The organism is Sphingomonas hankookensis (assembly GCF_001619955.1).
Lineage (GTDB): Bacteria > Pseudomonadota > Alphaproteobacteria > Sphingomonadales > Sphingomonadaceae > Sphingomonas > Sphingomonas hankookensis_A.
Map to the genome: position 1 here is coordinate 243,636 of NZ_LQQO01000001.1, position 22,398 is coordinate 266,033.

At 64.5% G+C, this 22,398-nt stretch carries 25 protein-coding genes; 24 read left to right on the forward strand and 1 reads right to left on the reverse strand.

Annotation, left to right across the window (positions count from 1 at the left end; all coding sequences use genetic code 11):
* The first annotated feature begins 3 nt into the window (after positions 1 to 3).
* The 6 genes from AVT10_RS01285 to AVT10_RS01310 all read left to right on the forward strand — a co-directional run bounded on the left by AVT10_RS01285 (position 4) and on the right by AVT10_RS01310 (position 5,081).
* A complete protein-coding gene (locus tag AVT10_RS01285) occupies positions 4 to 909 on the forward strand; it encodes a fructose bisphosphate aldolase (RefSeq protein WP_066687275.1) in 906 nt (301 codons plus the stop codon).
* 279 nt (positions 910 to 1,188) lie between these two features.
* Entirely contained in the window at positions 1,189 to 1,875 is a 687-nt protein-coding gene (gene thiE / locus AVT10_RS01290) for a thiamine phosphate synthase (RefSeq protein ID WP_066687278.1), read from the forward strand.
* Positions 1,876 to 1,931: 56 nt separating this feature from the next.
* A complete protein-coding gene (locus AVT10_RS01295; protein ID WP_066687280.1) occupies positions 1,932 to 2,924 on the forward strand; it encodes a L,D-transpeptidase family protein in 993 nt (330 codons plus the stop codon).
* A gap of 13 nt (positions 2,925 to 2,937) precedes the next feature.
* Positions 2,938 to 3,531 carry a murein hydrolase activator EnvC family protein gene (locus AVT10_RS01300; protein ID WP_066687282.1) on the forward strand — a complete coding sequence of 198 codons (594 nt, stop codon included), beginning with the start codon at positions 2,938 to 2,940 and terminating at the stop codon, positions 3,529 to 3,531.
* A 38-nt stretch (positions 3,532 to 3,569) separates the two neighbouring features.
* Positions 3,570 to 4,133, forward strand: coding sequence for an elongation factor P (efp, locus tag AVT10_RS01305; protein WP_066687286.1), 564 nt, complete (start codon positions 3,570 to 3,572; stop codon positions 4,131 to 4,133).
* 132 nt (positions 4,134 to 4,265) lie between these two features.
* Positions 4,266 to 5,081: an inositol monophosphatase family protein gene (locus tag AVT10_RS01310; RefSeq protein ID WP_066687289.1), complete on the forward strand. Its 816-nt coding sequence runs from the start codon at positions 4,266 to 4,268 to the stop codon at positions 5,079 to 5,081.
* 39 nt (positions 5,082 to 5,120) lie between these two features.
* On the opposite strand, the gene AVT10_RS01315 is transcribed toward AVT10_RS01310, so the two are convergent.
* A complete protein-coding gene (locus AVT10_RS01315; RefSeq protein WP_066687291.1) occupies positions 5,121 to 5,585 on the reverse strand; it encodes a YbjN domain-containing protein in 465 nt (154 codons plus the stop codon).
* Between the two features lie 173 nt (positions 5,586 to 5,758).
* On the opposite strand from AVT10_RS01315, the gene ndhC reads away from it, so the two are divergent.
* The 18 genes from ndhC (at position 5,759) to AVT10_RS01400 (ending at position 22,340) form a co-directional block, all read left to right on the forward strand.
* A complete protein-coding gene (gene ndhC, locus AVT10_RS01320; RefSeq protein ID WP_055755895.1) occupies positions 5,759 to 6,133 on the forward strand; it encodes an NADH-quinone oxidoreductase subunit A in 375 nt (124 codons plus the stop codon).
* Complete coding sequence (locus AVT10_RS01325) at positions 6,124 to 6,693, forward strand: NuoB/complex I 20 kDa subunit family protein (RefSeq protein WP_066687293.1); 570 nt, start codon at positions 6,124 to 6,126, stop codon at positions 6,691 to 6,693. Before ndhC ends, AVT10_RS01325 begins: the two co-directional genes overlap by 10 nt.
* The gene (locus AVT10_RS01330; RefSeq protein ID WP_066687295.1) at positions 6,690 to 7,547 is read left to right on the forward strand and encodes an NADH-quinone oxidoreductase subunit C; all 858 of its coding nucleotides are present in this window, start codon (positions 6,690 to 6,692) and stop codon (positions 7,545 to 7,547) included. Before AVT10_RS01325 ends, AVT10_RS01330 begins: the two co-directional genes overlap by 4 nt.
* Positions 7,547 to 8,770, forward strand: a complete 1,224-nt coding sequence (locus tag AVT10_RS01335; RefSeq protein ID WP_066687298.1) for an NADH-quinone oxidoreductase subunit D — start codon at positions 7,547 to 7,549, stop codon at positions 8,768 to 8,770. The genes AVT10_RS01330 and AVT10_RS01335 overlap by 1 nt, the downstream gene beginning before the upstream one ends.
* A gap of 23 nt (positions 8,771 to 8,793) precedes the next feature.
* Positions 8,794 to 9,099 (forward strand): nuclear transport factor 2 family protein, encoded by a 306-nt coding sequence (locus AVT10_RS01340; RefSeq protein WP_066688071.1) that lies wholly within the window; start codon positions 8,794 to 8,796, stop codon positions 9,097 to 9,099.
* Positions 9,099 to 9,779 (forward strand): complex I 24 kDa subunit family protein, encoded by a 681-nt coding sequence (locus AVT10_RS01345; RefSeq protein WP_066687300.1) that lies wholly within the window; start codon positions 9,099 to 9,101, stop codon positions 9,777 to 9,779. The genes AVT10_RS01340 and AVT10_RS01345 overlap by 1 nt, the downstream gene beginning before the upstream one ends.
* Positions 9,761 to 9,946 carry a hypothetical protein gene (locus tag AVT10_RS18015; RefSeq protein ID WP_126012225.1) on the forward strand — a complete coding sequence of 62 codons (186 nt, stop codon included), beginning with the start codon at positions 9,761 to 9,763 and terminating at the stop codon, positions 9,944 to 9,946. Before AVT10_RS01345 ends, AVT10_RS18015 begins: the two co-directional genes overlap by 19 nt.
* 2 nt (positions 9,947 to 9,948) lie before the next feature.
* A complete protein-coding gene (gene nuoF / locus AVT10_RS01350) occupies positions 9,949 to 11,253 on the forward strand; it encodes an NADH-quinone oxidoreductase subunit NuoF (protein WP_066687302.1) in 1,305 nt (434 codons plus the stop codon).
* Positions 11,250 to 11,876, forward strand: coding sequence for a hypothetical protein (locus tag AVT10_RS01355; protein WP_066687304.1), 627 nt, complete (start codon positions 11,250 to 11,252; stop codon positions 11,874 to 11,876). The genes nuoF and AVT10_RS01355 overlap by 4 nt, the downstream gene beginning before the upstream one ends.
* On the forward strand, positions 11,876 to 13,891 hold the full coding sequence (gene nuoG, locus AVT10_RS01360; RefSeq protein ID WP_066687307.1) for an NADH-quinone oxidoreductase subunit NuoG: 2,016 nt from the start codon (positions 11,876 to 11,878) through the stop codon (positions 13,889 to 13,891). The genes AVT10_RS01355 and nuoG overlap by 1 nt, the downstream gene beginning before the upstream one ends.
* Positions 13,888 to 14,943 carry an NADH-quinone oxidoreductase subunit NuoH gene (gene nuoH / locus AVT10_RS01365; protein WP_066687310.1) on the forward strand — a complete coding sequence of 352 codons (1,056 nt, stop codon included), beginning with the start codon at positions 13,888 to 13,890 and terminating at the stop codon, positions 14,941 to 14,943. The genes nuoG and nuoH overlap by 4 nt, the downstream gene beginning before the upstream one ends.
* The gene (gene nuoI, locus AVT10_RS01370; RefSeq protein ID WP_055755909.1) at positions 14,940 to 15,425 is read left to right on the forward strand and encodes an NADH-quinone oxidoreductase subunit NuoI; all 486 of its coding nucleotides are present in this window, start codon (positions 14,940 to 14,942) and stop codon (positions 15,423 to 15,425) included. Before nuoH ends, nuoI begins: the two co-directional genes overlap by 4 nt.
* A 112-nt stretch (positions 15,426 to 15,537) precedes the next feature.
* Complete coding sequence (locus tag AVT10_RS01375; RefSeq protein WP_066687312.1) at positions 15,538 to 16,149, forward strand: NADH-quinone oxidoreductase subunit J; 612 nt, start codon at positions 15,538 to 15,540, stop codon at positions 16,147 to 16,149.
* Positions 16,146 to 16,451, forward strand: a complete 306-nt coding sequence (nuoK, locus tag AVT10_RS01380) for an NADH-quinone oxidoreductase subunit NuoK (RefSeq protein ID WP_055755914.1) — start codon at positions 16,146 to 16,148, stop codon at positions 16,449 to 16,451. The genes AVT10_RS01375 and nuoK overlap by 4 nt, the downstream gene beginning before the upstream one ends.
* A gap of 34 nt (positions 16,452 to 16,485) precedes the next feature.
* The gene (gene nuoL / locus AVT10_RS01385; RefSeq protein ID WP_066687314.1) at positions 16,486 to 18,594 is read left to right on the forward strand and encodes an NADH-quinone oxidoreductase subunit L; all 2,109 of its coding nucleotides are present in this window, start codon (positions 16,486 to 16,488) and stop codon (positions 18,592 to 18,594) included.
* Positions 18,595 to 18,631: 37 nt separating this feature from the next.
* Positions 18,632 to 20,197 (forward strand): NADH-quinone oxidoreductase subunit M, encoded by a 1,566-nt coding sequence (locus AVT10_RS01390; protein WP_066687316.1) that lies wholly within the window; start codon positions 18,632 to 18,634, stop codon positions 20,195 to 20,197.
* Positions 20,197 to 21,642, forward strand: coding sequence for an NADH-quinone oxidoreductase subunit NuoN (nuoN, locus tag AVT10_RS01395; RefSeq protein ID WP_066687318.1), 1,446 nt, complete (start codon positions 20,197 to 20,199; stop codon positions 21,640 to 21,642). The genes AVT10_RS01390 and nuoN overlap by 1 nt, the downstream gene beginning before the upstream one ends.
* Positions 21,609 to 22,340 carry a biotin--[acetyl-CoA-carboxylase] ligase gene (locus tag AVT10_RS01400; protein ID WP_066687321.1) on the forward strand — a complete coding sequence of 244 codons (732 nt, stop codon included), beginning with the start codon at positions 21,609 to 21,611 and terminating at the stop codon, positions 22,338 to 22,340. The genes nuoN and AVT10_RS01400 overlap by 34 nt, the downstream gene beginning before the upstream one ends.
* Positions 22,341 to 22,398: the final 58 nt, after the last annotated feature.

Sequence of the window (22,398 nt, forward strand, 5' to 3'; positions counted from 1 at the left end):
ATCATGAACAACGCCGACATGACTGCGAAGATTGCCGACGGACACGGGTTCATCGCCGCGCTCGACCAGAGCGGCGGTTCGACGCCCAAGGCGCTGAAGGGCTATGGCATCGACGAAGGTGCATGGAACACCGACGAGGAAATGTTCGGCCTGATCCACGACATGCGCGCGCGCATCATCCTCTCCCCCGCCTTCACCGGCGACAAGGTGATCGGCGCGATCCTGTTCGAACGCACCATGGACGGGCAGGCGGGCGGCAAGCCGGTGCCGCAGGCGCTGGCCGACAAGGGCGTCGTGCCCTTCCTCAAGATCGACAAAGGGCTGGAGGACGAAGCCAACGGCGTTCAGCTGATGAAGCCGATGCCCGGCCTCGACGACCTGCTCGCCCGCGCGGCGAAGCTCGGCATCTTCGGCACTAAGGAACGCTCGGTCATCAACCTCGCCAACCGCGAAGGGATCGCTGCCGTCGTGAAGCAGCAGTTCGAAGTCGCGCAGCAGGTCATCGCCGCCGGCCTGATGCCGATCATCGAACCGGAAGTGAACATCAAGAGCGCCGAGCGTGCCGAGGCCGACCAGATCCTGCTCGAAGAAACGCTCACGGCGCTCGACGCGATGACCGGCAACGACAAGGTGATGCTGAAGCTGTCGCTGCCGGCCAAGCCCGGCCTGTTCCAGCCGCTGGTCGACCATCCGCGCGTGCTGCGCGTCGTGGCGCTGTCGGGCGGGTTCAGCCGGACCGAGGCCTGCGCCGAACTGGCGAAGAACCCCGGCATCATCGCCAGCTTCAGCCGCGCGCTGCTCTCCGACTTGCGCCAGCAGATGACCGACGCCGAGTTCGACAAGGCGCTGGGCAGCGCGATCGACGAAATCCACTGCGCCTCGACACAGAAGGCGCTGCTCGCGGCGTAACGCTTTCCTACAAGCTCCCAGCCATGGCAAAAGGGCATCGGCCGCTCCAGCGTCCGGTGCTCTTTGTCATCGTAGCCGCCCCTTCCCACGTCACCCCGGGCTTGACCCGGGGTCCCGCTTCTTCTTCTTCTTCTTCTTCTTGCCGCCCCGGCGAACAACCTACTTACTATTGATAGTTACTCGCAACGCTACGCGCAAAACGCGCGCGAGTGTGAACTTAGTGAACTTTGGCCCCCAAAACCCTTCCACCCGCCGCCGCGCTGGGGCAGGGAAGGCGCCATGACCCTGAACGAAGACCCGCTCGGCCCGCTGTCGCCCGATTTCGCGACCCAGTTCGTCCGCGACGTGCGCCGCCCGCCGTGCCAGCTTTACCTCATCTCTCCGCTCGATGTGACCGGCACCTTTCCCGACCGCCTCGCCCGCGCGCTCGATGCCGGGCCGGTCGCCGCGTTCCAGTTCCGGGTGAAGGATATCGACCAGCACGCCGCCGCGCGACTGGCCGAACCGCTTCAGAAGATTTGCGCCGACCGCGACGTCGCCTTGATCGTCAACGACAGCATCAGCCTGACCAAGCGGCTAGGCGCGGATGGCGTCCATCTGGGCCAGGACGATGGCGATGCCCGAGAAGCGCGCGACGTACTCGGCCCCAATGTCCAGATCGGCGTGACCGTCCATGACAGCCGCCATCTCGCCATGGAAGCGGGGGAGGCTGGCGCCGACTATGTAGCGTTCGGCGCCTTCTACCCGACGACAACCAAGCAGGTCGCGCATGTCGCCGATCCGGTGCTGCTGTCGTGGTGGTCGACCGTGTTCGAACTCCCCTGTGTCGCGATCGGCGGCATCACGCCGGCCAACGCCCCCGATCTCGTCCGCGCCGGGGCCGACTTCCTCGCCGTATCGGGCGCGGTCTGGAACGGCGACGAAGCGGCGGCGGTGCAGGCGTTCGCGGCGGTTCTCGGCACGTAAGGAAACCGCCGCCGGGTCCGGTCGTTATCCACCCTCAACGATGTTGGGGATGGTGTATGAAGCGACTGGCCTTGGCGGCGATCCTGGGGAGCGGCGTGGCGATGGCGCAGGCGCCTGCGCCCGCGCCGCAACTCCCGGCGGTCGACCGAAATATCCTGCACGCGCAGGTGCTGCTCGACCGGCACGGCTTCACGAGCGGCGTGATCGACGGCAGGGACAGCGCGCTGTTCAAACAGGCGCTACGTGGATTCCAGACCGCCCGAGGCCTGCCGGTCACTGGCAAGCTCGATGCCGCGACCACCCGTGCGCTGAACCCCAATATGCGCCCCGCGACGGTGACCCTGACCCTGTCCGAACGCGCGCTGGCCGGGCCGTACACCAACCCGATCCCCAAGGAATATGCCGATCAGGCGAAGCTGACGACGATCGGCTACCGCTCGCCGCTCGAAAAGCTGGCCGAGATGTTCCACACCACGCCCGCCACGCTGGTCGCGCTGAACAGCCGGGAAACGATGCTGCGCCCCGGCACCCGCGTCGTCTTTCCCAACGTCCTGCCCTCGTCGCGCAGCTATGCGGAGAGCTGGTCGGGCGACTATCGCCAGACGCTCGCCAATCTGAACGTCGACGCCAACCAGCCCCAGGCCGACCGCGTCGTGGTCGACAAGTCGGAAGGCTGGCTGCGCGCCTATAAGGGCGACAAGATCCTCGCCCAGTTTCCCGCGACGATGGGCTCGTCGCACGACCCGCTGCCGATCGGCGAATGGAAGATTCAGGGCGTCGCCGCCAATCCCGACTGGCAGTACAATCCGGCGATCCTGCGCCATGCCGACAAGTCGGACAGCAAGGAGATCGTGCCGCCCGGCCCCAACAATCCGGTCGGCGTCGTCTGGATCGATCTCTCGAAAGAGCATTACGGTATCCACGGCACGCCCGAGCCGGAGAATATCGGGAAGACCGAGAGCAATGGCTGCATCCGACTGACCAACTGGGACGCCGCCCGGCTGTCGCTGATGGTCAAGCCCGGCACGCCGGCGATCTTCCAGCCATAGCGGAGGGCAGGGGGTGAACCGGATCGGCTGGGCGTTTCTCGGCGTCTTCGTGCTGCTGGGTGGGCTGGCTGCGTTGCTGGTCGATTTCGGCGGATCGTCCGCCCCGCCGATTCGCGCCTTTGCCGATGCGCCGACCCGGCTGGCCGAACCGCCGTCGCCGGGGCGGCTGGTCCTGCCCGTATCGGGGGTCGGCTGGACGAGCATCCGCGACAGCTATGGCGAGGCGCGGGCCGGTGGCGAACGGCGGCATAGCGGGGTGGACATCATGGCCCCCGCCGGTACGCCGGTCGTCGCCGCGGCGCCCGGCACGGTCGAAAAGCTGTTCTACAGCAATGGCGGCGGCGGGGTGACCGCCTATGTCCGCTCGCCCGACCGCCGGCTGTCCTATTATTACGCCCACCTCGCTGCCTATGCCCCGACGCTGCGCGAAGGGGCGCCGGTCCGCGCGGGCGATCCGATCGGCGCGGTCGGCGACACCGGCAATGCCGGGACCGGCAATTTCCACCTGCATTTCGGCGTCGAGCGGGTGAACGCCGACGAACCATGGTACAAGGGCCGCGCGATCAATCCCTATCCGCTGCTTGCCCGCGGACGGGCGGAGCGGTAAGGGCGCAGCTTCGCTCTTTCCAACAGGTATGGTTCGTCATGAAGATCAGCGGCGTCGACATTCGCCCCGGCAACATCATCGAATATGAAGGCGGCATCTGGCGCGCGGTCAAGATCCAGCATACGCAGCCGGGCAAGGGCGGCGCCTATATGCAGGTCGAAATGAAGAACCTGCGCGACGGCCGCAAGAACAACGTCCGCTTCCGTTCGGCCGAGACGGTCGAGCGCATCCGCCTCGATACCAAGGACTTCCAGTTCCTGTATCCCGAAGGCGACATGCTGGTGTTCATGGACAAGGAAACCTACGACCAGGTATCGCTGCCGCGCGACCTGCTGGGCGATGCCGCCGCCTTCCTCCAGGACGGCATGGATGTCGTCATGGAACTCTATGAAGACGAAGCGATCAGCGTCCAGCTGCCCGACACGATCGAAGCGACGATCGTCGAGGCGGATGCGGTGGTGAAGGGCCAGACGGCATCGTCGTCCTACAAGCCCGCCGTGCTCGACAACGGCGTCCGCGTGATGGTCCCGCCGCATATCGCTTCGGGAACGCGCATCGTGGTCGACGTGTATGAGCAGACCTACGTCCGGCGGGCGGATTAAGCCGAGCGGCCGGACGAAATAGGGAAAGCTATTTCGCCAGGCTGCCGGCTCGGCCGGCGCGCGAAAGCGCGACCGACGACGCGGGCTTTGCCCGCGGCGCTGCCAGTAAAAGAACCAACAGGAACCAGAACAATGTCCGCCCAGTCCGGCCTCATCACCGTCCTCGAACGCGCCGTCCGCAAGACCGGCCCGCGCCTGCGCCGCGACTTCGGCGAGGTCCAGCATCTCCAGGTCAGCCGCAAGGGGCCGGCGGACTTCGTGTCGATGGCCGACAAGCGCGCCGAGGAAACGCTGGTCGAGGAACTGCGCAAGGCGCGTCCCGACTGGGGCATGCTCTTGGAGGAAGGCGGCGAGATCGCCGGCGATCCGACCAAGCCGCGCTGGATCGTCGATCCGCTGGACGGCACCACCAACTTCCTGCACGGCATCCCGCATTTCTCGATCTCGGTCGCGGTCGAGGAGCCGAACGGCGCCGGTGGCCGTCCCGAGATCACGACCGCGATGGTCTATAACCCGATCACCGACGAAGGCTTCTGGGCCGAAAAGGGTCGGGGTGCCTGGTTGCAGGGACAGCGGCTGCGTGTCTCGTCCCGGCGTGACCTGTCGGAAGCGCTGATCGCCACCGGCATCCCGTTCCTCGGCCATGGCAATTTCGCCGAATGGACCCGCATCTTCGGCGCGGTCGCGCCCGAGGTTGCTGGTATCCGCCGCTTCGGCTCGGCTGCGCTGGACCTCGCCTATGTCGCGGCAGGCCGGTTCGATGGCTTCTGGGAATCGGGGCTGAAGAAGTGGGATATCGCCGCTGGCATGCTGCTGGTGAAGGAAGCGGGCGGCTTCGTCACCGATTATCGCGGTGCGGACCGTGCCTATGAAAAGGGCGAGGTGCTGGCCAGCAACGAACAGATGCAGACCCGCCTGCACAAGCTGGTCGCGGGCGCGCTGCGCTGACCTGTCGGGTGGCGGCGCGGTGCCGCCACCCTTATCGCCTCAGAAGTCGATCGCCTTCTGAAATTCGCCGAGCAACGAGTCCCAGGTCGCGAGGTTCGCCTTGAACAGCGCGCCCGACAGGCCGCCATCGTCGAGGTCGACGTCCATCTCGATTCGCGGGTCCTTCTCGTCGTCGAGATAGCCGCGCGCGAAGCGATGCGTGGCGTTCCACTTGTTGATCGTGTCGAGCGTCACGCCCTTCTTCACGAACCCGGCGTGGAACTGCACCGTCTTGCACGCCTTGTTGTCGGTGCAGTTGTAGAAATAGACCGAAAAGTCGACACCGGCGGCGCCACTTTTGACCAGCGGATCGCCGCTATTGTCCTTGGTCAGTACCGCCCGGTAGCCCGCATGGCGCAGCGCGGCGACCACGGTTTCGGGCTTGGTCGCGTCGACATTCTGCGCCGCGGCCGGCTGCGCGACGATCGCGCCCGCGATGATGCCGAGTGTCGTCCAAATTCGCATCGATTCCCCCCTCGTCGACGACCGCAGCTTCCCCGCGCGGCCAGCGTCGCTGCGGCATAGCGCGGAAGGGCAGGGAATTGCGAGTGATTCTCACCCTGTTCCGCCCTTGATGGCCCGACGCCATCGTCCTAAAGCCGGCTCCATTCATACCGCAACCGCGAGAGACCCCCACCTTGGTCGACCTGTCGCAATATCTGCCGATCCTGATGTTCCTGGGCATTGCCCTGGCGCTGTCGACGGCCTTCGTCGTGTTGCCCATGGTGGCATCGCGTTTCACCGGCGCGCACAAGCCGACGCCGGAAAAGCTGACCGAGTATGAATGCGGCTTCCCCGCGTTCGAGGATTCGCGCAGCCAGTATGACGTCCGCTTCTATCTGGTCGCCATCCTGTTCATCCTCTTCGATCTCGAAGCCGCGTTCCTATATCCCTGGGCAGTCACGGTGTTCGACCTCGGCTGGACCGCGTGGATCTCGATGATGGTATTCATCGGCGAACTGGCACTCGGCCTCGTATATGCTTGGAAGATGGGAGCTCTCGAATGGGAGTAGAACTCACGACGCCGCCGCACGGCTTCGGCGCGGGTAACGCGGCCGGCGTGCCGGTGCAGGCGCCCGATGAGGGTTTCTTCAACGACCTGAACGGCGAACTGACCGACAAGGGCTTTCTGGTCACCTCGACCGAGGACCTGTTCCAGTGGGCGCGCACTGGTTCGCTGTGGTGGATGACCTTCGGCCTCGCCTGCTGCGCGGTGGAAATGATCCATGTGAACATGCCGCGCTACGACATGGAGCGCTTCGGTGCCGCGCCGCGCGCTTCCCCGCGTCAGTCGGACGTGATGATCGTCGCCGGCACGCTCTGCAACAAGATGGCCCCGGCGCTGCGTCGCGTGTACGATCAGATGTCGGAACCGAAATACGTCATCTCGATGGGCAGCTGCGCCAATGGCGGCGGCTATTACCATTATAGCTACAGCGTCGTGCGCGGTTGCGATCGCGTGGTGCCGGTCGACATTTATGTCCCGGGTTGCCCGCCGACTGCCGAAGCGCTGCTGTACGGCGTGATGCAGTTGCAGCGGAAGATCCGCCGTTCGGGGAGCATCGAACGGTGAGGGCGCCTGCACCCCGCTACGCCGCGAATGATGGCATCATCGACGCGGCGACCGCTGCGCTCGGCGACATGCTGCTCGACGCGCAGGACAAGGTCGGCGAGGTGTCGCTGACCGTCGATCGCGACCGTCTTGTCATCGCGATGGAAACGCTGCGCGACACGCCGGGCCTTAAATACGAGATGCTGGCCGAGATCGCCGGCGTGGACTATCCCGAGCGCCCCGAGCGGTTCGAGGTCGTCTATCACCTGCTGTCGATGACGCGGAACCACCGCATCCGTGTGCGCGTGAGCACGGACGAGGAAAGGCCGGTGCCGTCGGTGACAGGCATCTGGTACAATGCCGGCTGGCTCGAGCGCGAAGTGTACGACATGTACGGCGTACTGTTCACCGGCAATGCCGACCTGCGTCGCATCCTGACCGATTACGGTTTCCGTGGCCACCCGCTGCGCAAGGACTTCCCGCTGACCGGCTATGTCGAGATGCGCTATTCGGAAGAAGCCAAGCGCGTGGTCTATGAGCCGGTGAAGCTGGCGCAGGATTTCCGCACGTTCGACTTCATGAGCCCGTGGGAAGGTGCCGAATACGTCCTGCCGGGCGACGAAAAGGCGGCCGAGCCGAAGCCTGCCGTCGGCACGGCCCCAGGCGCACCGACGCCGGTCACCGCCGATCAGGTCAAGCGCGCCGACGACAACGTCAAGGCAGCCGAACCGCAGGTCGACAAGCCGAAGACGTCGGACAGCACGGCAGATACCGGCGCGGGCAAGCCGCATCCGGGCAACCAGCCTGAATCGAAGCCGGTCGATCCCGACGTGCCCTCGCCCGATGCGGGCAAGCCGCCGGTGGAGGACAAGTAATGGCCGATTACGACCATGAGATGGACGCCGCCAACCCCATGGCGGGCGATGTCGAGATCCAGAACTACACGATCAACTTCGGCCCGCAGCACCCTGCGGCGCACGGCGTGTTGCGTCTCGTCACCGAACTGGACGGGGAGATCATCGAGCGGATCGACCCGCATGTCGGCCTGCTCCATCGCGGCACCGAAAAGCTGATCGAGTACAAGACCTATCAGCAGGCGCTCCCCTACATGGACCGCCTCGATTACTGCTCGCCGCTGTGCATGGAGCACAGCTATGTGCTGGCGGTCGAAAAGCTGCTCGACATCGAAGTGCCGCTGCGCGCTCAGTATCTGCGGGTGTTCTTCGCGGAGCTGACCCGTATCTGCAATCACATGCTGAACCTCGGTTCGCACGTGATGGACGTCGGCGCGATGACGCCGAACCTGTGGATGTTCGAAGTCCGCGAAGACTGCATGGGCTTTTTCGAACGCATGTCCGGCGCGCGGATGCACCATAACTACCTGCGGCCGGGCGGCGTTCATCAGGACGTGCCGCTGAAGCTGCTGACCGATATCGCGGAATGGCTCGACACGCGCCTGCCGCAGCTGTTCGGCGACGCGATCAGCATGGTTTCGGAAAACCGCATCTTCAAGCAGCGCAACGTCGATATCGCGATCGTCAGCCGCGAGGATGCGGTGCGCTGGGGTTTCTCGGGTCCGATGATCCGTGGCGCGGGCATTCCGTGGGACATCCGCAAGGCGCAGCCCTATGACGCCTATGACCGGGTCGAGTTCGACGTGCCGGTCGGCACCCGTGGCGATTGCTACGACCGGTTCATGGTCCGCGTCGAGGAAGTGTGGCAGTCGGCTCGTATCATGAAGCAGTGCCTCGCGCAGATGCCCGAAGGCCCGATCGCCTCGTCGGACCGCAAGGTCGTGCCGCCCAAGCGCGGCGAGATGAAGCAGTCGATGGAAGCGCTGATCCATCACTTCAAGCTGTACACCGAGGGCTTCCACGTTCCCGCCGGCGAAGTGTATGTCGCGACCGAAAGCCCCAAGGGTGAATTCGGCATCTACATGGTGTCGGACGGCAGCAACAAGCCGTACCGCGTGAAGATCCGCCCGACCGCGTTCAGCCACCTCCAGGCGATGGACTTCATGGCGAAGGGCCATATGCTTGCCGACATCACCGCGATCCTGGGTGCGATGGACATCGTGTTCGGGGAGTGCGACCGGTGAGCCGTCTCGATACCGTGACGGCGATGATGGAACGCTATAACGCGCGCGACGCGGCGGGCTATGCCGCGTTCTTCGCCGACGACGGCTGCGAGGCGCAGTATCGCGGTGACGTCGTGCGCGACGGGCGTGCGGGCGTGGAAAGCGGCATGGCGGCAGTCTTCGCCGAATTTCCGCAGAACCATGCCGAAGTGCTGCAGTCGTTCGAACTGGGCGAGCGCGTCGTGCTGCACGAGCGCGTGCGCCGTTCGCCCGATGCCGAGCCGTTCGACGTGATGACCGTCTATTCGTTCAGCGGCGACAAGGTCAGCCGCGTGGAGTTCATTCGCTAATGGCCGACGCCCCCAACATCCCCGACGAAGCCGAGGTCCGCGCGCGCTGGGGCAATTTCGCCTGGACGCCGGCCAATGCGGAAAAGGCGCGTGAGATCGTCGCGCGCTATCCCGAAGGCCGTCAGCAGTCGTGCACCATCCCGTTCCTCGACCTCGCCCAGCGGCAGGTCGGTGCGGAAACGCATACCCAGGGCTGGCTGCCGGTGCCGGTGATCGAATTCATCGCCCGCGAACTCGGCATGGCCTATATGCGGGTGTACGAGGTCGCGACCTTCTACACGATGTTCAACCTCGCCCCGGTCGGCCGCTATCACGTGCAGGTATGCGGCACGACGCCGTGCATGCTGCGCGGGTCGGACGACGTGTTCGCCGCGTGCAAGAACCGTGGCCTGATGAAGGGCAAGACTACGCCCGACGGGCTGTTCACGCTGACCGAGGTCGAGTGCATGGGCAATTGCGCCTCGGCACCGATGGTCCAGATCAACGACGATAATTACGAAGATCTGGACTATGATCGCATGACCGCGATCCTCGAGGCGCTGGGCAAGGGCGAGACGCCGAAGCCCGGCACGCAGGAGCCGGGCCGCCACACCGTCGAACCGGCGGGCGCGCTCAGCAACCTGACGGCGATGGTCCACGAAAATCACGACTATCGCCCTGAATGGGGCAACGCTTCGTGAGGGCATTGGGCAGCCTGTTGATCGCGGTCCTGGTCGGGATCGTCGTGTTGTGGATCGCGCTCGAACTGTTCGTCGGCGCGCTGAAGCTGATCGGCGTGGCCATCGGCATCGCGGCGATGGTTGCCGTTTATTTCATCGCCGAAAAGGCGATCGGGAAGGGACGATAAGGATGCTGGCCGACAAGGATCGCATCTTCACCAACGTGTACGGGTTCCAGCCGTGGAACCTCGATGCAGCCGTGATGCGCGGCGACTGGGACAATACCAAGGCGCTGTTGCAGCTGGGGCCGGACACGATCATCGATCGGATCAAGGCATCGGGCCTGCGCGGGCGCGGCGGGGCAGGGTTCCCGACCGGCACCAAGTGGTCGTTCATGCCGAAGGCGCCGAAGCCCGACCGGCCGAACTTCCTGGTGATCAATGCCGACGAATCCGAGCCGGGTTCGTGCAAGGATCGCGAGATCATCCGCCACGATCCGCACAAGCTGATCGAAGGCGCGCTGGTCGCCGGTTTCGCGATGCGCGCGCGCGCCGCGTACATCTATATTCGCGGGGAATATATCCGCGAGGCGGAGACGCTGTTCGCCGCGATCGCCGAAGCATATGCCAAGGGGCTGCTGGGCAAGAATGCCTGCGGTTCGGGCTATGACTTTGACGTGTTCGCGCACCGCGGCGCCGGCGCCTATATCTGCGGCGAAGAGACCGCGATGCTCGAAAGCCTAGAGGGCAAGAAGGGTCAGCCGCGCCTGAAGCCGCCATTCCCGGCCGGTGCCGGCCTCTATGGCTGCCCGACGACGGTCAACAATGTCGAGTCGATCGCGGTCGTGCCAACCATCCTGCGTCGCAGCCCGGAATGGTTCGCCAGCTTCGGCGCGGAGAATAACCGTGGCACCAAGCTGTTCCAGATCAGCGGCCATGTGAACAAGCCATGCGTGGTCGAGGAAGCGATGAGCATCCCGTTCCGCGAGCTGATCGAAAAGCATTGCGGCGGCATCCGCGGTGGCTGGGACAATCTGCTGTGCGTCATCCCCGGCGGATCGTCGGTGCCGCTGGTAAAGGCCGAGCATATCATCGACGCGCCGATGGATTTCGACGGGCTGAAGGCGGTCGGATCGGGCCTCGGCACCGCGGCGGTCATCGTCATGGACAAGTCGACCGACGTCGTCCGCGCGATCAGCCGTCTGTCCTATTTCTACAAGCATGAAAGCTGCGGCCAGTGCACGCCGTGCCGCGAAGGCACCGGTTGGATGTGGCGTGTGATGGAGCGGCTGCGCACCGGCGATGCCGATTTGTCGGAAATCGACACGTTGCAGCAGGTGACCAAGCAGGTCGAAGGCCACACCATCTGCGCGCTGGGCGACGCGGCGGCATGGCCGATCCAGGGTCTCATCAAGAACTTCCGCCCCGAACTCGAACGGCGGATCAACGAAAAGCGCGGCGGTGGCGTGCATCCGATGCGGGAAGCTGCGGAATGATCGCGCTCTCGGTCATGGCGGCAGCGGTGCTGGCGGCGCAAGCCGACGGCCCATCCAGCTTCAAGGGATCGCGCAGGGACGCAGAACTCGCCATGACCGAGTTCGCGATGTGTGAGGTGCGTTCGCCGAAGGGGCGGGCGGCGGCGCTCGCCTATGGGCGCGAGGTGCCGGGTACGCCGTCGACCTATCGCGACCGGCTAGTCAAGTCGCTCTGTGCGCCCTCGGGCACGTCGATGTCTTTCAATCCTGAACTGTTCCGCATGACCATATATCCGGCGCTCTACGCGAAGGATTTCGGTAAGGCGGCGCCTGCGGTCAATGTCGCGCTGCTTCCAACCGACTACGCGGCCGAGTTCGACAGCACGCCCGATACGGCGACAGTGGAGGTTCGACGGTTGGGTGATTGCGTCGTGAAGCGCGATGTCGCCGCCGCGCGCGAGTTCGTGCTGAGCAAGCCCTATTCCAGGGCTGAGGACGCGGCGCTCGCGACGATTCGCCCGGCGCTTGCCGCGTGTCTGCCCGCAGGCCAGTCAGTTCGCCTGTCGCGCAGCGTCGCGCATGGCGCGATAGGCGAAGCGCTCTACAAATTAACGGCCGCATCCGCGGCGACGAAGGCCAGCTAATGCCCAAGGTAAAAGTAGACGGGATCGAGGTCGAGGTGCCGCAGGGTGCCACGGTCCTCCAGGCGTGCGAAGCGGCGGGCAAGGAAATCCCGCGCTTCTGCTATCACGAGCGGCTGTCGATCGCCGGCAATTGCCGGATGTGTCTGGTCGAGGTGAAGCCGGGACCGCCCAAGCCGCAGGCATCGTGCGCGCTGCCGGCCGCCGACAATCAGGAAATCCGTACCGACAGCGCGATGGTGAAGGCCGCGCGCGAAGGCGTGATGGAGTTTCTGCTGATCAATCACCCGCTCGACTGCCCGATCTGCGATCAGGGTGGCGAATGCGACCTGCAGGACCAGTCGGTCGCCTATGGTCGCGGCACGTCGCGCTATGACGAGAACAAGCGTGCCGTCACCGAGAAGTACATGGGTCCGATCGTCAAGACGGTCATGACCCGCTGCATCCAGTGCACGCGCTGCATCCGTTTTGCGGAAGAAGTTGCAGGCGTAGAGGAAATCGGCGCGATCTATCGCGGCGAGAACATGCAGATCACCTCGTACCTTGAACAGGCGGTGACGAGCGAGCTGTCGGGCAATGTCGTCGACCTGTGTCCGGTCGGTGCGCTGACGTCGAAGCCCTATGCGTTCGAAGCGCGTCCTTGGGAGCTGAAGAAGACGCTCGCCATCGACGTGATGGACGCGGTCGGCACCAACATCCGCCTCGACAGCCGGGGTCGGCAGGTGCTGCGCTGCGTACCGCGCATCAATGAAGATGTGAACGAGGAATGGGCGCACGACAAGACGCGCCACGCCGTCGACGGTCTGGTCCGTCGCCGCCTCGACAAGCCTTTCGTGCGCAAGGACGGCAAGCTGGTCGCTGCCGAATGGGACGAAGCGTTCGCGGCGATCGCGGCGGTGAACGCCGGTTCGTCGGTCGCGGCGATCGCAGGTGACCTGCTCGATTGCGAGACCATGTTCGCCGCCAAGGCGCTGGTGAACGCGCTCGGGTCGTCGCTGCTCGAAGGGCGGCAGACGGGCATGGCCTATGACGTCACCAATCTCGGCGCGGTCGCGTTCAACACGACCATCGCCGGGATCGAGGACGCCGATGCGATCCTGCTGGTCGGCAGCGACCTGCGCCACGAAGCGCCGCTGATCAACACCCGCGTCCGCAAGGCGATCAAGAAGGGCGCGCGCATTTTTGCGATTGGGCCGGAAACCGACCTGACCTATAAGGTCGAATGGCTGGGTGACGATCTCGGCCTACTGAACGGCCTGCCCGATCGTGCGGCCGAAGCGCTCGACGCGGCCAAGCGGCCGGCGGTGATCGTCGGTCCGGGTGCGCTGAAGGCCGGCCATGGCGCCGCATTGAAGCTGGCACGCGACGGCAACCTGGTCCGTACGCTGGAGGACGGGACGAGCTGGAACGGCTTCAACGTGGTCCATACTGCGGCTGCTCGCATGGGCGCGCTGATGCTGGGCTATGCGCAGGCAGGCGGCATCGCCGATATCGTCGCGGCGAACCCGAAGCTGGTGTTCTTCCTCGGCGCGGACGAGGTCGATTTCGGTCAGTTCGCCGGTGCCACCAAGGTTTATGTCGGCCATCATGGCGACAAGGGCGCGGCGGCGGCGGACATCGTCCTGCCGGGTGCTAGCTATGCCGAGAAGGTCGGGACCTACGTCAACCTTGAAGGGCGCGTGCAGCGCGGCGACCGTGCGGTGTTCCCGCCGGGCGATGCGCGAGAGGATTGGACGATCTTCCGTGCGCTGGGCGAAGTGCTTGGCGTGACGCTGCCGTTCGACGATTTCGCCGGTGTCCGCCGCGCAATGACGGCGGCGGTGCCGGAACTGGGCCAGGAAGGTCTGGTACGTTACGACTGGAACCCGCCGGCACTCGACGCTAAGGGCGAGGGCAAGGTGACCTATCCGGTCGCCGACTTCTACCTGACCAACGCGATCTGCCGGGCCAGCCCGACGATGCAGCGTTGTTCGGCCGAACTTGTCCATGGCCAGGATTTCGCGGAGGCCGCCGAGTGACCTCGTTCTTCGAAACTACCGTCGGTCTGCCCTATGGCTGGGCATGGACCGTCGCCACGCTGGTCGGCATCCTCGTGATCGCGCTGCCGCTGATGCTGGCGGTGGCGATGATCATTTATGTCGACCGCAAGGTCTGGGCGGCAATGGCGCTGCGCCGTGGTCCGAACGTCGTCGGTCCGCTGGGCCTGCTGCAGTCGTTCGCCGACGGTCTGAAGGTGTTCCTGCAAGAAACGATCGTGCCGTCGTCGGCCAATCGCGGCCTGTTCCTGCTGGCGCCGATCATCACCTTTACCGTCGCTCTGATCGTCTGGGCGGTCATTCCGTTCGACGTCGGCGTGGTGGTGGCGGACATCAATGTCGGCCTGCTCTACATCCTTGCGGCATCGTCGCTGGGTGTATACGGCGTCATCATCTCGGGCTGGGCGTCGAACTCCAAATACCCGTTCTATTCCGCGCTTCGTGCCGCCGCGCAGATGGTGTCGTACGAAGTCGCGATCGGGTTCGTGCTGATCTCGGTCGTGCTGTGGGCCGGGTCGTTCAACCTAACGACGATCGTGCTTGAACAGCGTGCCCATATCTTCGGCTTCATCAACGGCTTCGGCTTCAACCCGCTGCTGTTCCCGATGGCGGTGGTGTTCCTGATCTCGTCGCTCGCCGAAACCGCGCGTGCGCCGTTCGATCTGACCGAAGCGGAATCGGAACTGGTCGCGGGCTATCAGACCGAATATTCGTCGATGGCGTTCGCGCTGTTCTGGCTGGGCGAATATGCCAACGTCATTCTGATGTGCGCGCTCAATGCGTTGCTGTTCTGGGGCGGGTGGCTGCCGCCGCTTGAGATCGGCTTCCTCTACTGGGTGCCGGGTATCATCTGGTTCCTGGGCAAGACCTTCTTCTTCTTCTTCGTGTTCAGCTGGGTCAAGGCGACGGTGCCACGCTACCGTTATGACCAGCTGATGCGGCTGGGCTGGAAGATTTTCCTGCCACTGTCGCTGACCTTCGTCTTCCTCATCTCGGGCTGGCTCATGTTCCAGCGCGTGGGAGTGCCCGCATGAGTATCGCCCAGACCATCCGATCGTTCACCCTCTGGGAGTTCGTGAAGGCCCATGCGCTGACGCTGCGGTACTTCTTCAAGCCCAAGGCGACGATCAACTACCCGTATGAAAAGAACCCGCTGAGCCCGCGCTTCCGCGGCGAGCATGCGCTGCGCCGCTATCCCAATGGGGAAGAGCGCTGCATCGCTTGCAAGCTGTGCGAAGCGGTGTGTCCGGCGCTGGCGATCACGATCGAGGCCGAACCGCGCGAGGACGGCAGCCGCCGCACGACGCGCTACGACATCGATATGACCAAGTGCATCTATTGCGGCCTGTGCCAGGAAGCCTGCCCGGTCGATGCGATCGTCGAGGGTCCGAATTTCGAATTCGCCACCGAAACCCGCGAAGAGCTGATCTATCACAAGGACAAGCTGCTCGCGAACGGTGACCGCTGGGAACGCGCGATTGCCGCGAACCTTGCGAGCGACGCGCCCTACCGGTAATGGCGCGCATGTTCCGTACCGGCGGGGGCGAAACGGTTCGCTTCGCCGGCCATTCGATTAGCGTTTCGTCCCGCACATCCGCGCGGGGCGGGCAGGGGGAAGAGCAGCGCTCGTGATCCAGACACTCGCCTTCTATCTGTTCGCCACGATCGTGGTGGCATCGGCTGCGTTGACGATCACGTCGCGCAATCCGGTCCATTCGGTGCTGTGGCTGATCCTCGCCTTCTTCAACGCGGCCGGCCTGATGGTGCTGTGCGGCGCCGAATTCATCGCGATGCTGCTGGTCATCGTCTATGTCGGCGCGGTCGCGGTGCTGTTCCTGTTCGTGGTCATGATGCTCGACATCGACTTCACCGAACTGCGCGCCGGTTTCGTCCGCTATCTGCCTGCCGGTCTGGCCTTGGCGGTGCTGCTCGCGGTCGAACTGGTTGTCGGTGCCTATGCCTGGACCGCTGCCCGGATCGATCTGGCCAAGCGGATCGCGCCGACCGACGTTGCGATCCCGAATATTGAGGCGATCGGGCAGCTGCTCTATTCGCGCTACCTGTATGTCTTCGAAGGTGTCGGGCTGGTGCTGCTGGTCGCGATGATCGGTGCGATCGTGCTGACGCAGCGTAAGCGTGCGGATGCCAAGGCGCAGAACATCAACCGCCAGATCAACCGTCGCGCCAAGGATGCGATCCGTAACGTCAATCAGCCCATCGGGCAGGGGGTCGAGCTGTGATCGGTCTTACCCATTATCTGGTCGTTGCGGCGATCCTGTTCACGCTGGGTGTGCTCGGCATCTTCCTCAATCGGAAGAACCTGATCGTCATCCTGATGTCGATCGAACTGATCCTGCTGGCGGTGAACATCAATTTCGTGGCCTTCTCGGCGCAGCTAGGTGACCTGGTGGGTCAGATCTTCGCGATGTTTGTCCTCGCGGTCGCCGCCGGCGAAAGCGCGATCGGGCTGGCCATCATGGTCATCTATTTCCGTGGTCGCGGTTCCATCGCGGTCGACGACGTCAACCGGATGAAGGGGTGATGCCGGTGGCTTTTCGGGTTTCGGGGGTGCTTTCGTGAGCGCCATCCATATCGTCGTGTTCCTGCCACTGCTGGCGTCGATCGTCGCGGGGCTGTCGAACCGCGCGTTCGGCATCGCGGTGCCGAAGATCATCACCACCGCCGGCCTGCTCGTCGCGGCAGCGCTGTCGTGGTCGATCTTCATTCCGTTCCTGACCGGTGCAGCGCAGGCGAATGTGGCGCCGGTGTCGACCTGGATCCTTTCGGGCGGCATGGACATCGCCTGGGAATTGCGGGTCGATGCGCTGACCGCGGTCATGCTGGTCGTCATCACCAGCGTATCGGCGCTCGTCCACCTCTATAGCTGGGGCTATATGAGCGAGGACCCGGACCAGCCGCGTTTTTTCGCCTATCTGTCGCTGTTCACCTTCGCGATGCTGATGCTCGTGACCGCGAACAATCTGGTGCAGATGTTCTTCGGTTGGGAAGGCGTCGGTCTGGCGTCGTACCTGCTGATCGGTTTCTGGTTCCGCAAGCCGTCGGCCAATGCCGCCGCGATCAAGGCGTTCGTGGTCAACCGCGTGGGCGACCTTGGCTTCATGCTCGGCATCTTCGGCACCTATCTGGTGTTCGGCACCATCTCGATCCCGGCGATCCTCGAAGCCGCGCCGTCGATGGCCGGCTCGACCATCGGCTTCCTGTGGTTCCGTGCCGACACGATGACGGTGCTGTGCCTGCTGCTGTTCGTCGGCGCGATGGGCAAGTCGGCGCAGCTTGGCCTCCACACTTGGTTGCCGGACGCGATGGAAGGCCCGACCCCGGTGTCGGCGCTGATTCACGCCGCGACGATGGTCACCGCCGGCGTCTTCATGGTGTGCCGCTTGTCGCCGATGTTCGAAACCTCGCCGACTGCGTTGGCTGTGGTCACGGCTGTCGGTGCGGCTACGTGCCTGTTCGCGGCGACGATCGGCCTCGTGCAGACCGATATCAAACGGGTTATCGCCTATTCGACCTGTTCGCAGCTGGGCTATATGTTCTTTGCGGCCGGTGTCGGCGCATACGGCGCGGCGATGTTCCACCTGTTCACCCACGCCTTCTTCAAAGCGCTGCTGTTCCTTGGTGCCGGTTCGGTCATCCATGCGATGCACCATGAACAGGACATGCGCTTCTATGGCGGCCTGCGGAAGCACATTCCGCTGACCTTCTGGGCAATGATGGCGGGTACGCTGGCGATCACCGGGGTCGGAATCTACGGCGTGGGTGGCTTTGCCGGCTATCATTCGAAGGATGCGATCCTCGAAGCGGCTTGGGCGTCGGGCCCGAACGGCTATGGCGCGTTCTATGTCGGGACGTTCGCCGCGCTGCTGACCAGCTTCTATTCGTGGCGGCTGATGTTCCTGACCTTCTTCGGCGCGCCGCGCTGGGCCGGGTCAGAGCATATTCAGCATGCGGTGCATGATGCGCATGGTCACAGCGATCATCACGAGACGCATGGTCACGGGCATGACGATGGCAGCCACCCGGCGCCGCCCGCGGCCGAGGATTCAGGCCATGCCCCGTCGACGCACGACGCGCATGCGAGCGACGTCGTCGAAGGCACTGCCGGCTATCACCCGCATGAGAGCCCGATCGTCATGCTGATCCCGCTGATCGTGCTGACGGTCGGCGCGGTCGCCGCCGGCTACGTCTTCCATCATTGGTTCATCGAGCCGGAGGCGGGCGAGACGTTCTGGAAGGGCAGCCTGTTCTTCAACGAACATCTGATGCACGCGATGCACGAGGTGCCGCTGCTGGTGAAGCTGGCCGCGACGATCGTGATGCTGATCGGCCTAGTGAGCGCGCTCTACGTCTATATCATCCGGCCGGGTACGGCGGCGGCGATCGCGGATACCTTCCGCGTGCTGCACCGCTTCCTGCTTCGGAAATGGTATTTCGACGAGCTGTATCACCTGCTCTTCGTTCGCCCGGCCTTCGCGCTCGGTCGCTTCTTCTGGAAGCGTGGTGACGAACAGACGATCAACCGCTTCGGTCCGGACGGATCGGCTACGCTGGTCGGACTGTCGAGCCGCGTCGCGGTCAAAATGCAGACCGGCTATCTCTACACCTATGCCTTCGTCATGCTGATCGGCCTGACGGCGGCGGTTACCTGGGCGATCGCGTCGTGATGCGCGGTTTCAAGCAAATGGTTCGGGGGAATAACTCGTGAACGGCTTCCCGATCCTGTCGGTGATGCTGCTGGTACCGGCGGTCGCAGCGATGGTGTGCCTGTTCGTATCGGCGAATGGGGCGCGCTGGACGGCGCTGATCGCCACGCTGGTCAATCTTGCGCTGGGCGTTCTGCTCTGGGCGAACTACGATATCGGCGGCGCGCAGTGGCAGTTCGTCGAGGCGCCGGCGATGGGCGATTTCGGCGTGTTCCGCTACGCGCTCGGCATCGACGGCTTCGCGCTGATGCTCATCATGCTCAGCGTGTTCCTGATGCCGATCTGCATCGGGGCATCGTGGAAGTCGGTGACCAACCGAGTGCCCGAATATATGGCGCTGTTCCTGACCGTCGAAGTGCTGATGATCGGCACCTTCGCGGCACAGGACCTGCTGCTGTTCTACGTCTTCTTCGAAGCCGGTCTGATCCCGATGTACCTCATCATCGGCATCTGGGGCGGGGCGAACCGCATCTATGCGTCGTACAAGTTCTTCCTGTACACGCTGCTCGGCTCGCTGCTCATGCTGATCGCGATGATCTACATGATCCAGACGGCAGGGACGTCGGATATCCCGACGCTGATGGCCTATGACTTCCCGGCACATGTCCAGACATGGCTGTGGCTGGCGTTCTTTGCCTCGTTCGCGGTCAAGATGCCGATGTGGCCGGTCCATACCTGGTTGCCCGACGCGCACGTGCAGGCGCCGACCGCGGGTTCGGTGATCCTGGCGGGCGTGCTGCTGAAGCTCGGCGGCTATGGCTTCCTGCGCTTCTCCATCCCCATGTTCCCGGAGGCATCGGGTCAGCTGACCTGGCTGATCCTGACGCTGTCGGCGGTGGCGGTTGTCTACACCTCGCTCGTCGCGCTGGTGCAGTCGGACATGAAGAAGCTGATCGCCTATTCGTCGGTTGCACACATGGCGATCGTGACGATCGGCCTGTTCGCCTTCAACCAGCAGGGCATCGAAGGCGCGATGATCGTGATGCTCAGCCACGGGCTGGTGTCGGGCGCGCTCTTCCTGTGCGTCGGCATCATCTATGACCGGCTGCATACCCGCGAGATCGCTCGGTACGGCGGTCTGGCGATCAACATGCCGCGCTATGCTGTGTTCTTCCTGCTGTTCACCATGGCGTCGATCGGTCTGCCGGGCACGTCGGGTTTCGTCGGCGAGTTCCTGAGCCTTGCCGGCACCTATCAGGTGTCGACCTGGGCGGCGCTGATCTGCACCACCGGCATCATCCTCGGTGCGGCCTATTCGCTATATCTATATCGGCGGATCGCGCTGGGCGATCTGGTGCATGACGATGTGAAGGCGATGCCGGACGTATCGATGCGCGAACTGGCGCTGCTGGCGCCGATCGCCGCGGTGGTGCTCTGGATGGGTGTCTATCCGGAGAGCTTCATGGCGCCGATGCGCAAGGATGTCGGCCTTCTGGTCGCCCGGATCGAGCGCGCGACGCCGCCATCGGATTCACGGCCGACCCCGGGTAATCCGGCGGCAGCAGCGGCGAAGGCCGCGGAACATGGAACGGGCGCGGCAGCGGCGCACGGGGAAACGCACTGATGAGCTACGCCGAACAACTTTCGATGACGCTGCCCGAACTGGTGCTGGCGGTCGGGGCGATCGTCCTGATGCTGGTATCGGCTTGGGGCAAGCAGGCGGCGGCGCGCGGCGTCAGTATCGCGGCGGTCTTCGTGCTGGCCGGCGCGGGCGTTGCGCTGATCGGCAACGGATCGTCGGGCGGGACGGCGTTCGGCGGCATGTATCGTGCCGACGCGTTCGCCGCCTTTGCCAAGGTGCTGATCTATATCGCATCGGCGGTGGCGATCATCATTGCGCCGCGCTTTTTCGAACGGACCAGCGGCGACGACCTGAAGCCCGAATATCCGGTGCTGATCCTGTTGTCGGCCTGCGGCATGGGCATGATGGTGTCGGCGTCCGACCTGTTGCTGCTCTATGTCGGTCTCGAGTTGCAGAGCCTTGCGGCGTACGTCCTCGCCAGCTTCATGCGGCGCGACACGCGTTCGGCCGAAGCGGGCCTGAAATATTTCGTGCTGGGTGCGCTGGCGTCGGGCATCCTGCTGTACGGCATCAGCCTGGTCTATGGCTTTGCCGGCACTACCCTGTTCGACGATATTGCGATTGCCTATGCCGGCCCGCGCAACATGGGCTTGCTGTTCGGGCTGGTGTTCGTGTTCGCCGGGCTTGCGTTCAAGCTCGCCGCCGTGCCGTTCCACATGTGGACGCCGGACGTTTATGAAGGCGCGCCGACGCCGGTGACCGCCTTCTTCGCCTCGGCGCCGAAGGTTGCGGCGATGGCCATGGCGCTACGCGTGGCGGTCGAGGCGATGGGCCCGGCGGTCCTCGAATGGCGCCAGATCGTGATCTTTGCGGCGCTCGCTTCGATCATTCTCGGTGCGGTCGGTGCGATCGGGCAGAGGAACATCAAGCGGCTGCTCGCTTATTCTTCGATCAACAATGTCGGCTTCGCGCTTATCGGCCTCGCCGCCGGATCGGCGCAGGGTGTCGCGGGCGTGCTGTTCTACCTCGCCGTCTATATCGTGATGACGCTGGGGTCGTTCCTGATCGTCCTGCAGATGCGCGACGAGAACGGCCAGCCGGTCGAGACGGTTGCCAGCCTGGCAGGCCTGTCGCGGACGCGGCCGGCACTGGCGTTCGCGCTGATGATCTTTATGTTCTCGCTCGCCGGCATCCCGCCGCTGTTCGGTTTCTGGGCGAAGTACGCGGTGTTCGAAGCCGCGGTGCAGGCAGGCCTGTTGTCGCTGGCGGTGATCGGTATCGCCGCATCGACCATCGGTGCCTTCTATTACCTGCGCGTCGTCAAGACGATGTATTTTGACGAACCGGCCCCGGCCTTCGGACGTGAGCCGGCGCTGGTCGAAGGTGGCCTGACCCTGGCGGCGGCGATCGTGATTTCGCCGGTCAGCCTGTTCCTGATCGCGCCCTTGTCGGCATGGTCGCTGGCCGCGGCGCGGGCGCTGTTCTGACGGTTCGCGTTATCGGCGAGACGGGGTCGACCAACGCCGACCTCCTTGCCGCATCGCAGGCCGGTGCCGCGGAAGGCATTTGGTTGCGGGCGGAACGCCAGAATGCCGGGCGGGGACGGGTCGGGCGTCCCTGGTCGGATGGTGCGGGCAATTTGTTTGCCAGCACGATCGTGCGGCTGGCGCCCGGCGATCCGCCGGCACCAACGCTGACGCTCGTTGCGGCGATTGCGCTGGCGGAGGCGGTGGCAGCGGTCGCGCCCGGGCTGGCAACGATCAAATGGCCGAACGACTTGTTGATCGGCGGCGCGAAGTTGTCAGGTATTCTGCTGGAACGCGGCGACGGTAACGCCGTCGTGATCGGATTCGGGGTTAATCTGGCGAGCCACCCGCATCTGACCGATCGCCCGACGACGAGCTTGTTGGAGCATGGCGTAGCCGCCGACCCCGCGATGTTGCTCGACCTGTTGCGCGATCATTTTGCAGTTTGGCTGGACCTGTGGCGCGGTCATGCGATGACCATGATCCGCGACGCGTGGGAAGCATCCGCCCATCCCCGCGGCACTCCGCTCCGGGTCCGTCTGCCGGACGGTGGCGAGCGGCAGGGACGGTTCGATGGGCTGGATTCCGATGGCGCGCTTCGCCTGTTGGATGGCGATGGCGTGGTAATCCTGGTCCACGCGGGTGACGTCTTTGCTTGAACGAGGCTGCCTGGCCCTGCGGCGTCAGCTTCGACGGCAGAGCTTGTCGTCGGTCGGC

Excerpts from the sequence above, each read along its gene's own strand:
- AVT10_RS01285 (WP_066687275.1), top strand. The coding sequence starts at position 4 with ATGAACAACGCCGACATGACTGCGAAGATTGCCGACGGACACGGGTTC.
- thiE (WP_066687278.1), top strand. The coding sequence starts at position 1,189 with ATGACCCTGAACGAAGACCCGCTCGGCCCGCTGTCGCCCGATTTCGCG.
- AVT10_RS01295 (WP_066687280.1), top strand. The coding sequence starts at position 1,932 with ATGAAGCGACTGGCCTTGGCGGCGATCCTGGGGAGCGGCGTGGCGATG.
- efp (WP_066687286.1), top strand. The coding sequence starts at position 3,570 with ATGAAGATCAGCGGCGTCGACATTCGCCCCGGCAACATCATCGAATAT.
- AVT10_RS01310 (WP_066687289.1), top strand. The coding sequence starts at position 4,266 with ATGTCCGCCCAGTCCGGCCTCATCACCGTCCTCGAACGCGCCGTCCGC.
- AVT10_RS01315 (WP_066687291.1), bottom strand. The coding sequence starts at position 5,585 with ATGCGAATTTGGACGACACTCGGCATCATCGCGGGCGCGATCGTCGCG.
- AVT10_RS01325 (WP_066687293.1), top strand. The coding sequence starts at position 6,124 with ATGGGAGTAGAACTCACGACGCCGCCGCACGGCTTCGGCGCGGGTAAC.
- AVT10_RS01335 (WP_066687298.1), top strand. The coding sequence starts at position 7,547 with ATGGCCGATTACGACCATGAGATGGACGCCGCCAACCCCATGGCGGGC.
- AVT10_RS01340 (WP_066688071.1), top strand. The coding sequence starts at position 8,794 with ATGATGGAACGCTATAACGCGCGCGACGCGGCGGGCTATGCCGCGTTC.
- AVT10_RS01345 (WP_066687300.1), top strand. The coding sequence starts at position 9,099 with ATGGCCGACGCCCCCAACATCCCCGACGAAGCCGAGGTCCGCGCGCGC.
- AVT10_RS18015 (WP_126012225.1), top strand. The coding sequence starts at position 9,761 with ATGGGGCAACGCTTCGTGAGGGCATTGGGCAGCCTGTTGATCGCGGTC.
- nuoF (WP_066687302.1), top strand. The coding sequence starts at position 9,949 with ATGCTGGCCGACAAGGATCGCATCTTCACCAACGTGTACGGGTTCCAG.
- AVT10_RS01355 (WP_066687304.1), top strand. The coding sequence starts at position 11,250 with ATGATCGCGCTCTCGGTCATGGCGGCAGCGGTGCTGGCGGCGCAAGCC.
- nuoG (WP_066687307.1), top strand. The coding sequence starts at position 11,876 with ATGCCCAAGGTAAAAGTAGACGGGATCGAGGTCGAGGTGCCGCAGGGT.
- nuoI (WP_055755909.1), top strand. The coding sequence starts at position 14,940 with ATGAGTATCGCCCAGACCATCCGATCGTTCACCCTCTGGGAGTTCGTG.
- nuoN (WP_066687318.1), top strand. The coding sequence starts at position 20,197 with ATGAGCTACGCCGAACAACTTTCGATGACGCTGCCCGAACTGGTGCTG.
- AVT10_RS01400 (WP_066687321.1), top strand. The coding sequence starts at position 21,609 with ATGGTCGCTGGCCGCGGCGCGGGCGCTGTTCTGACGGTTCGCGTTATC.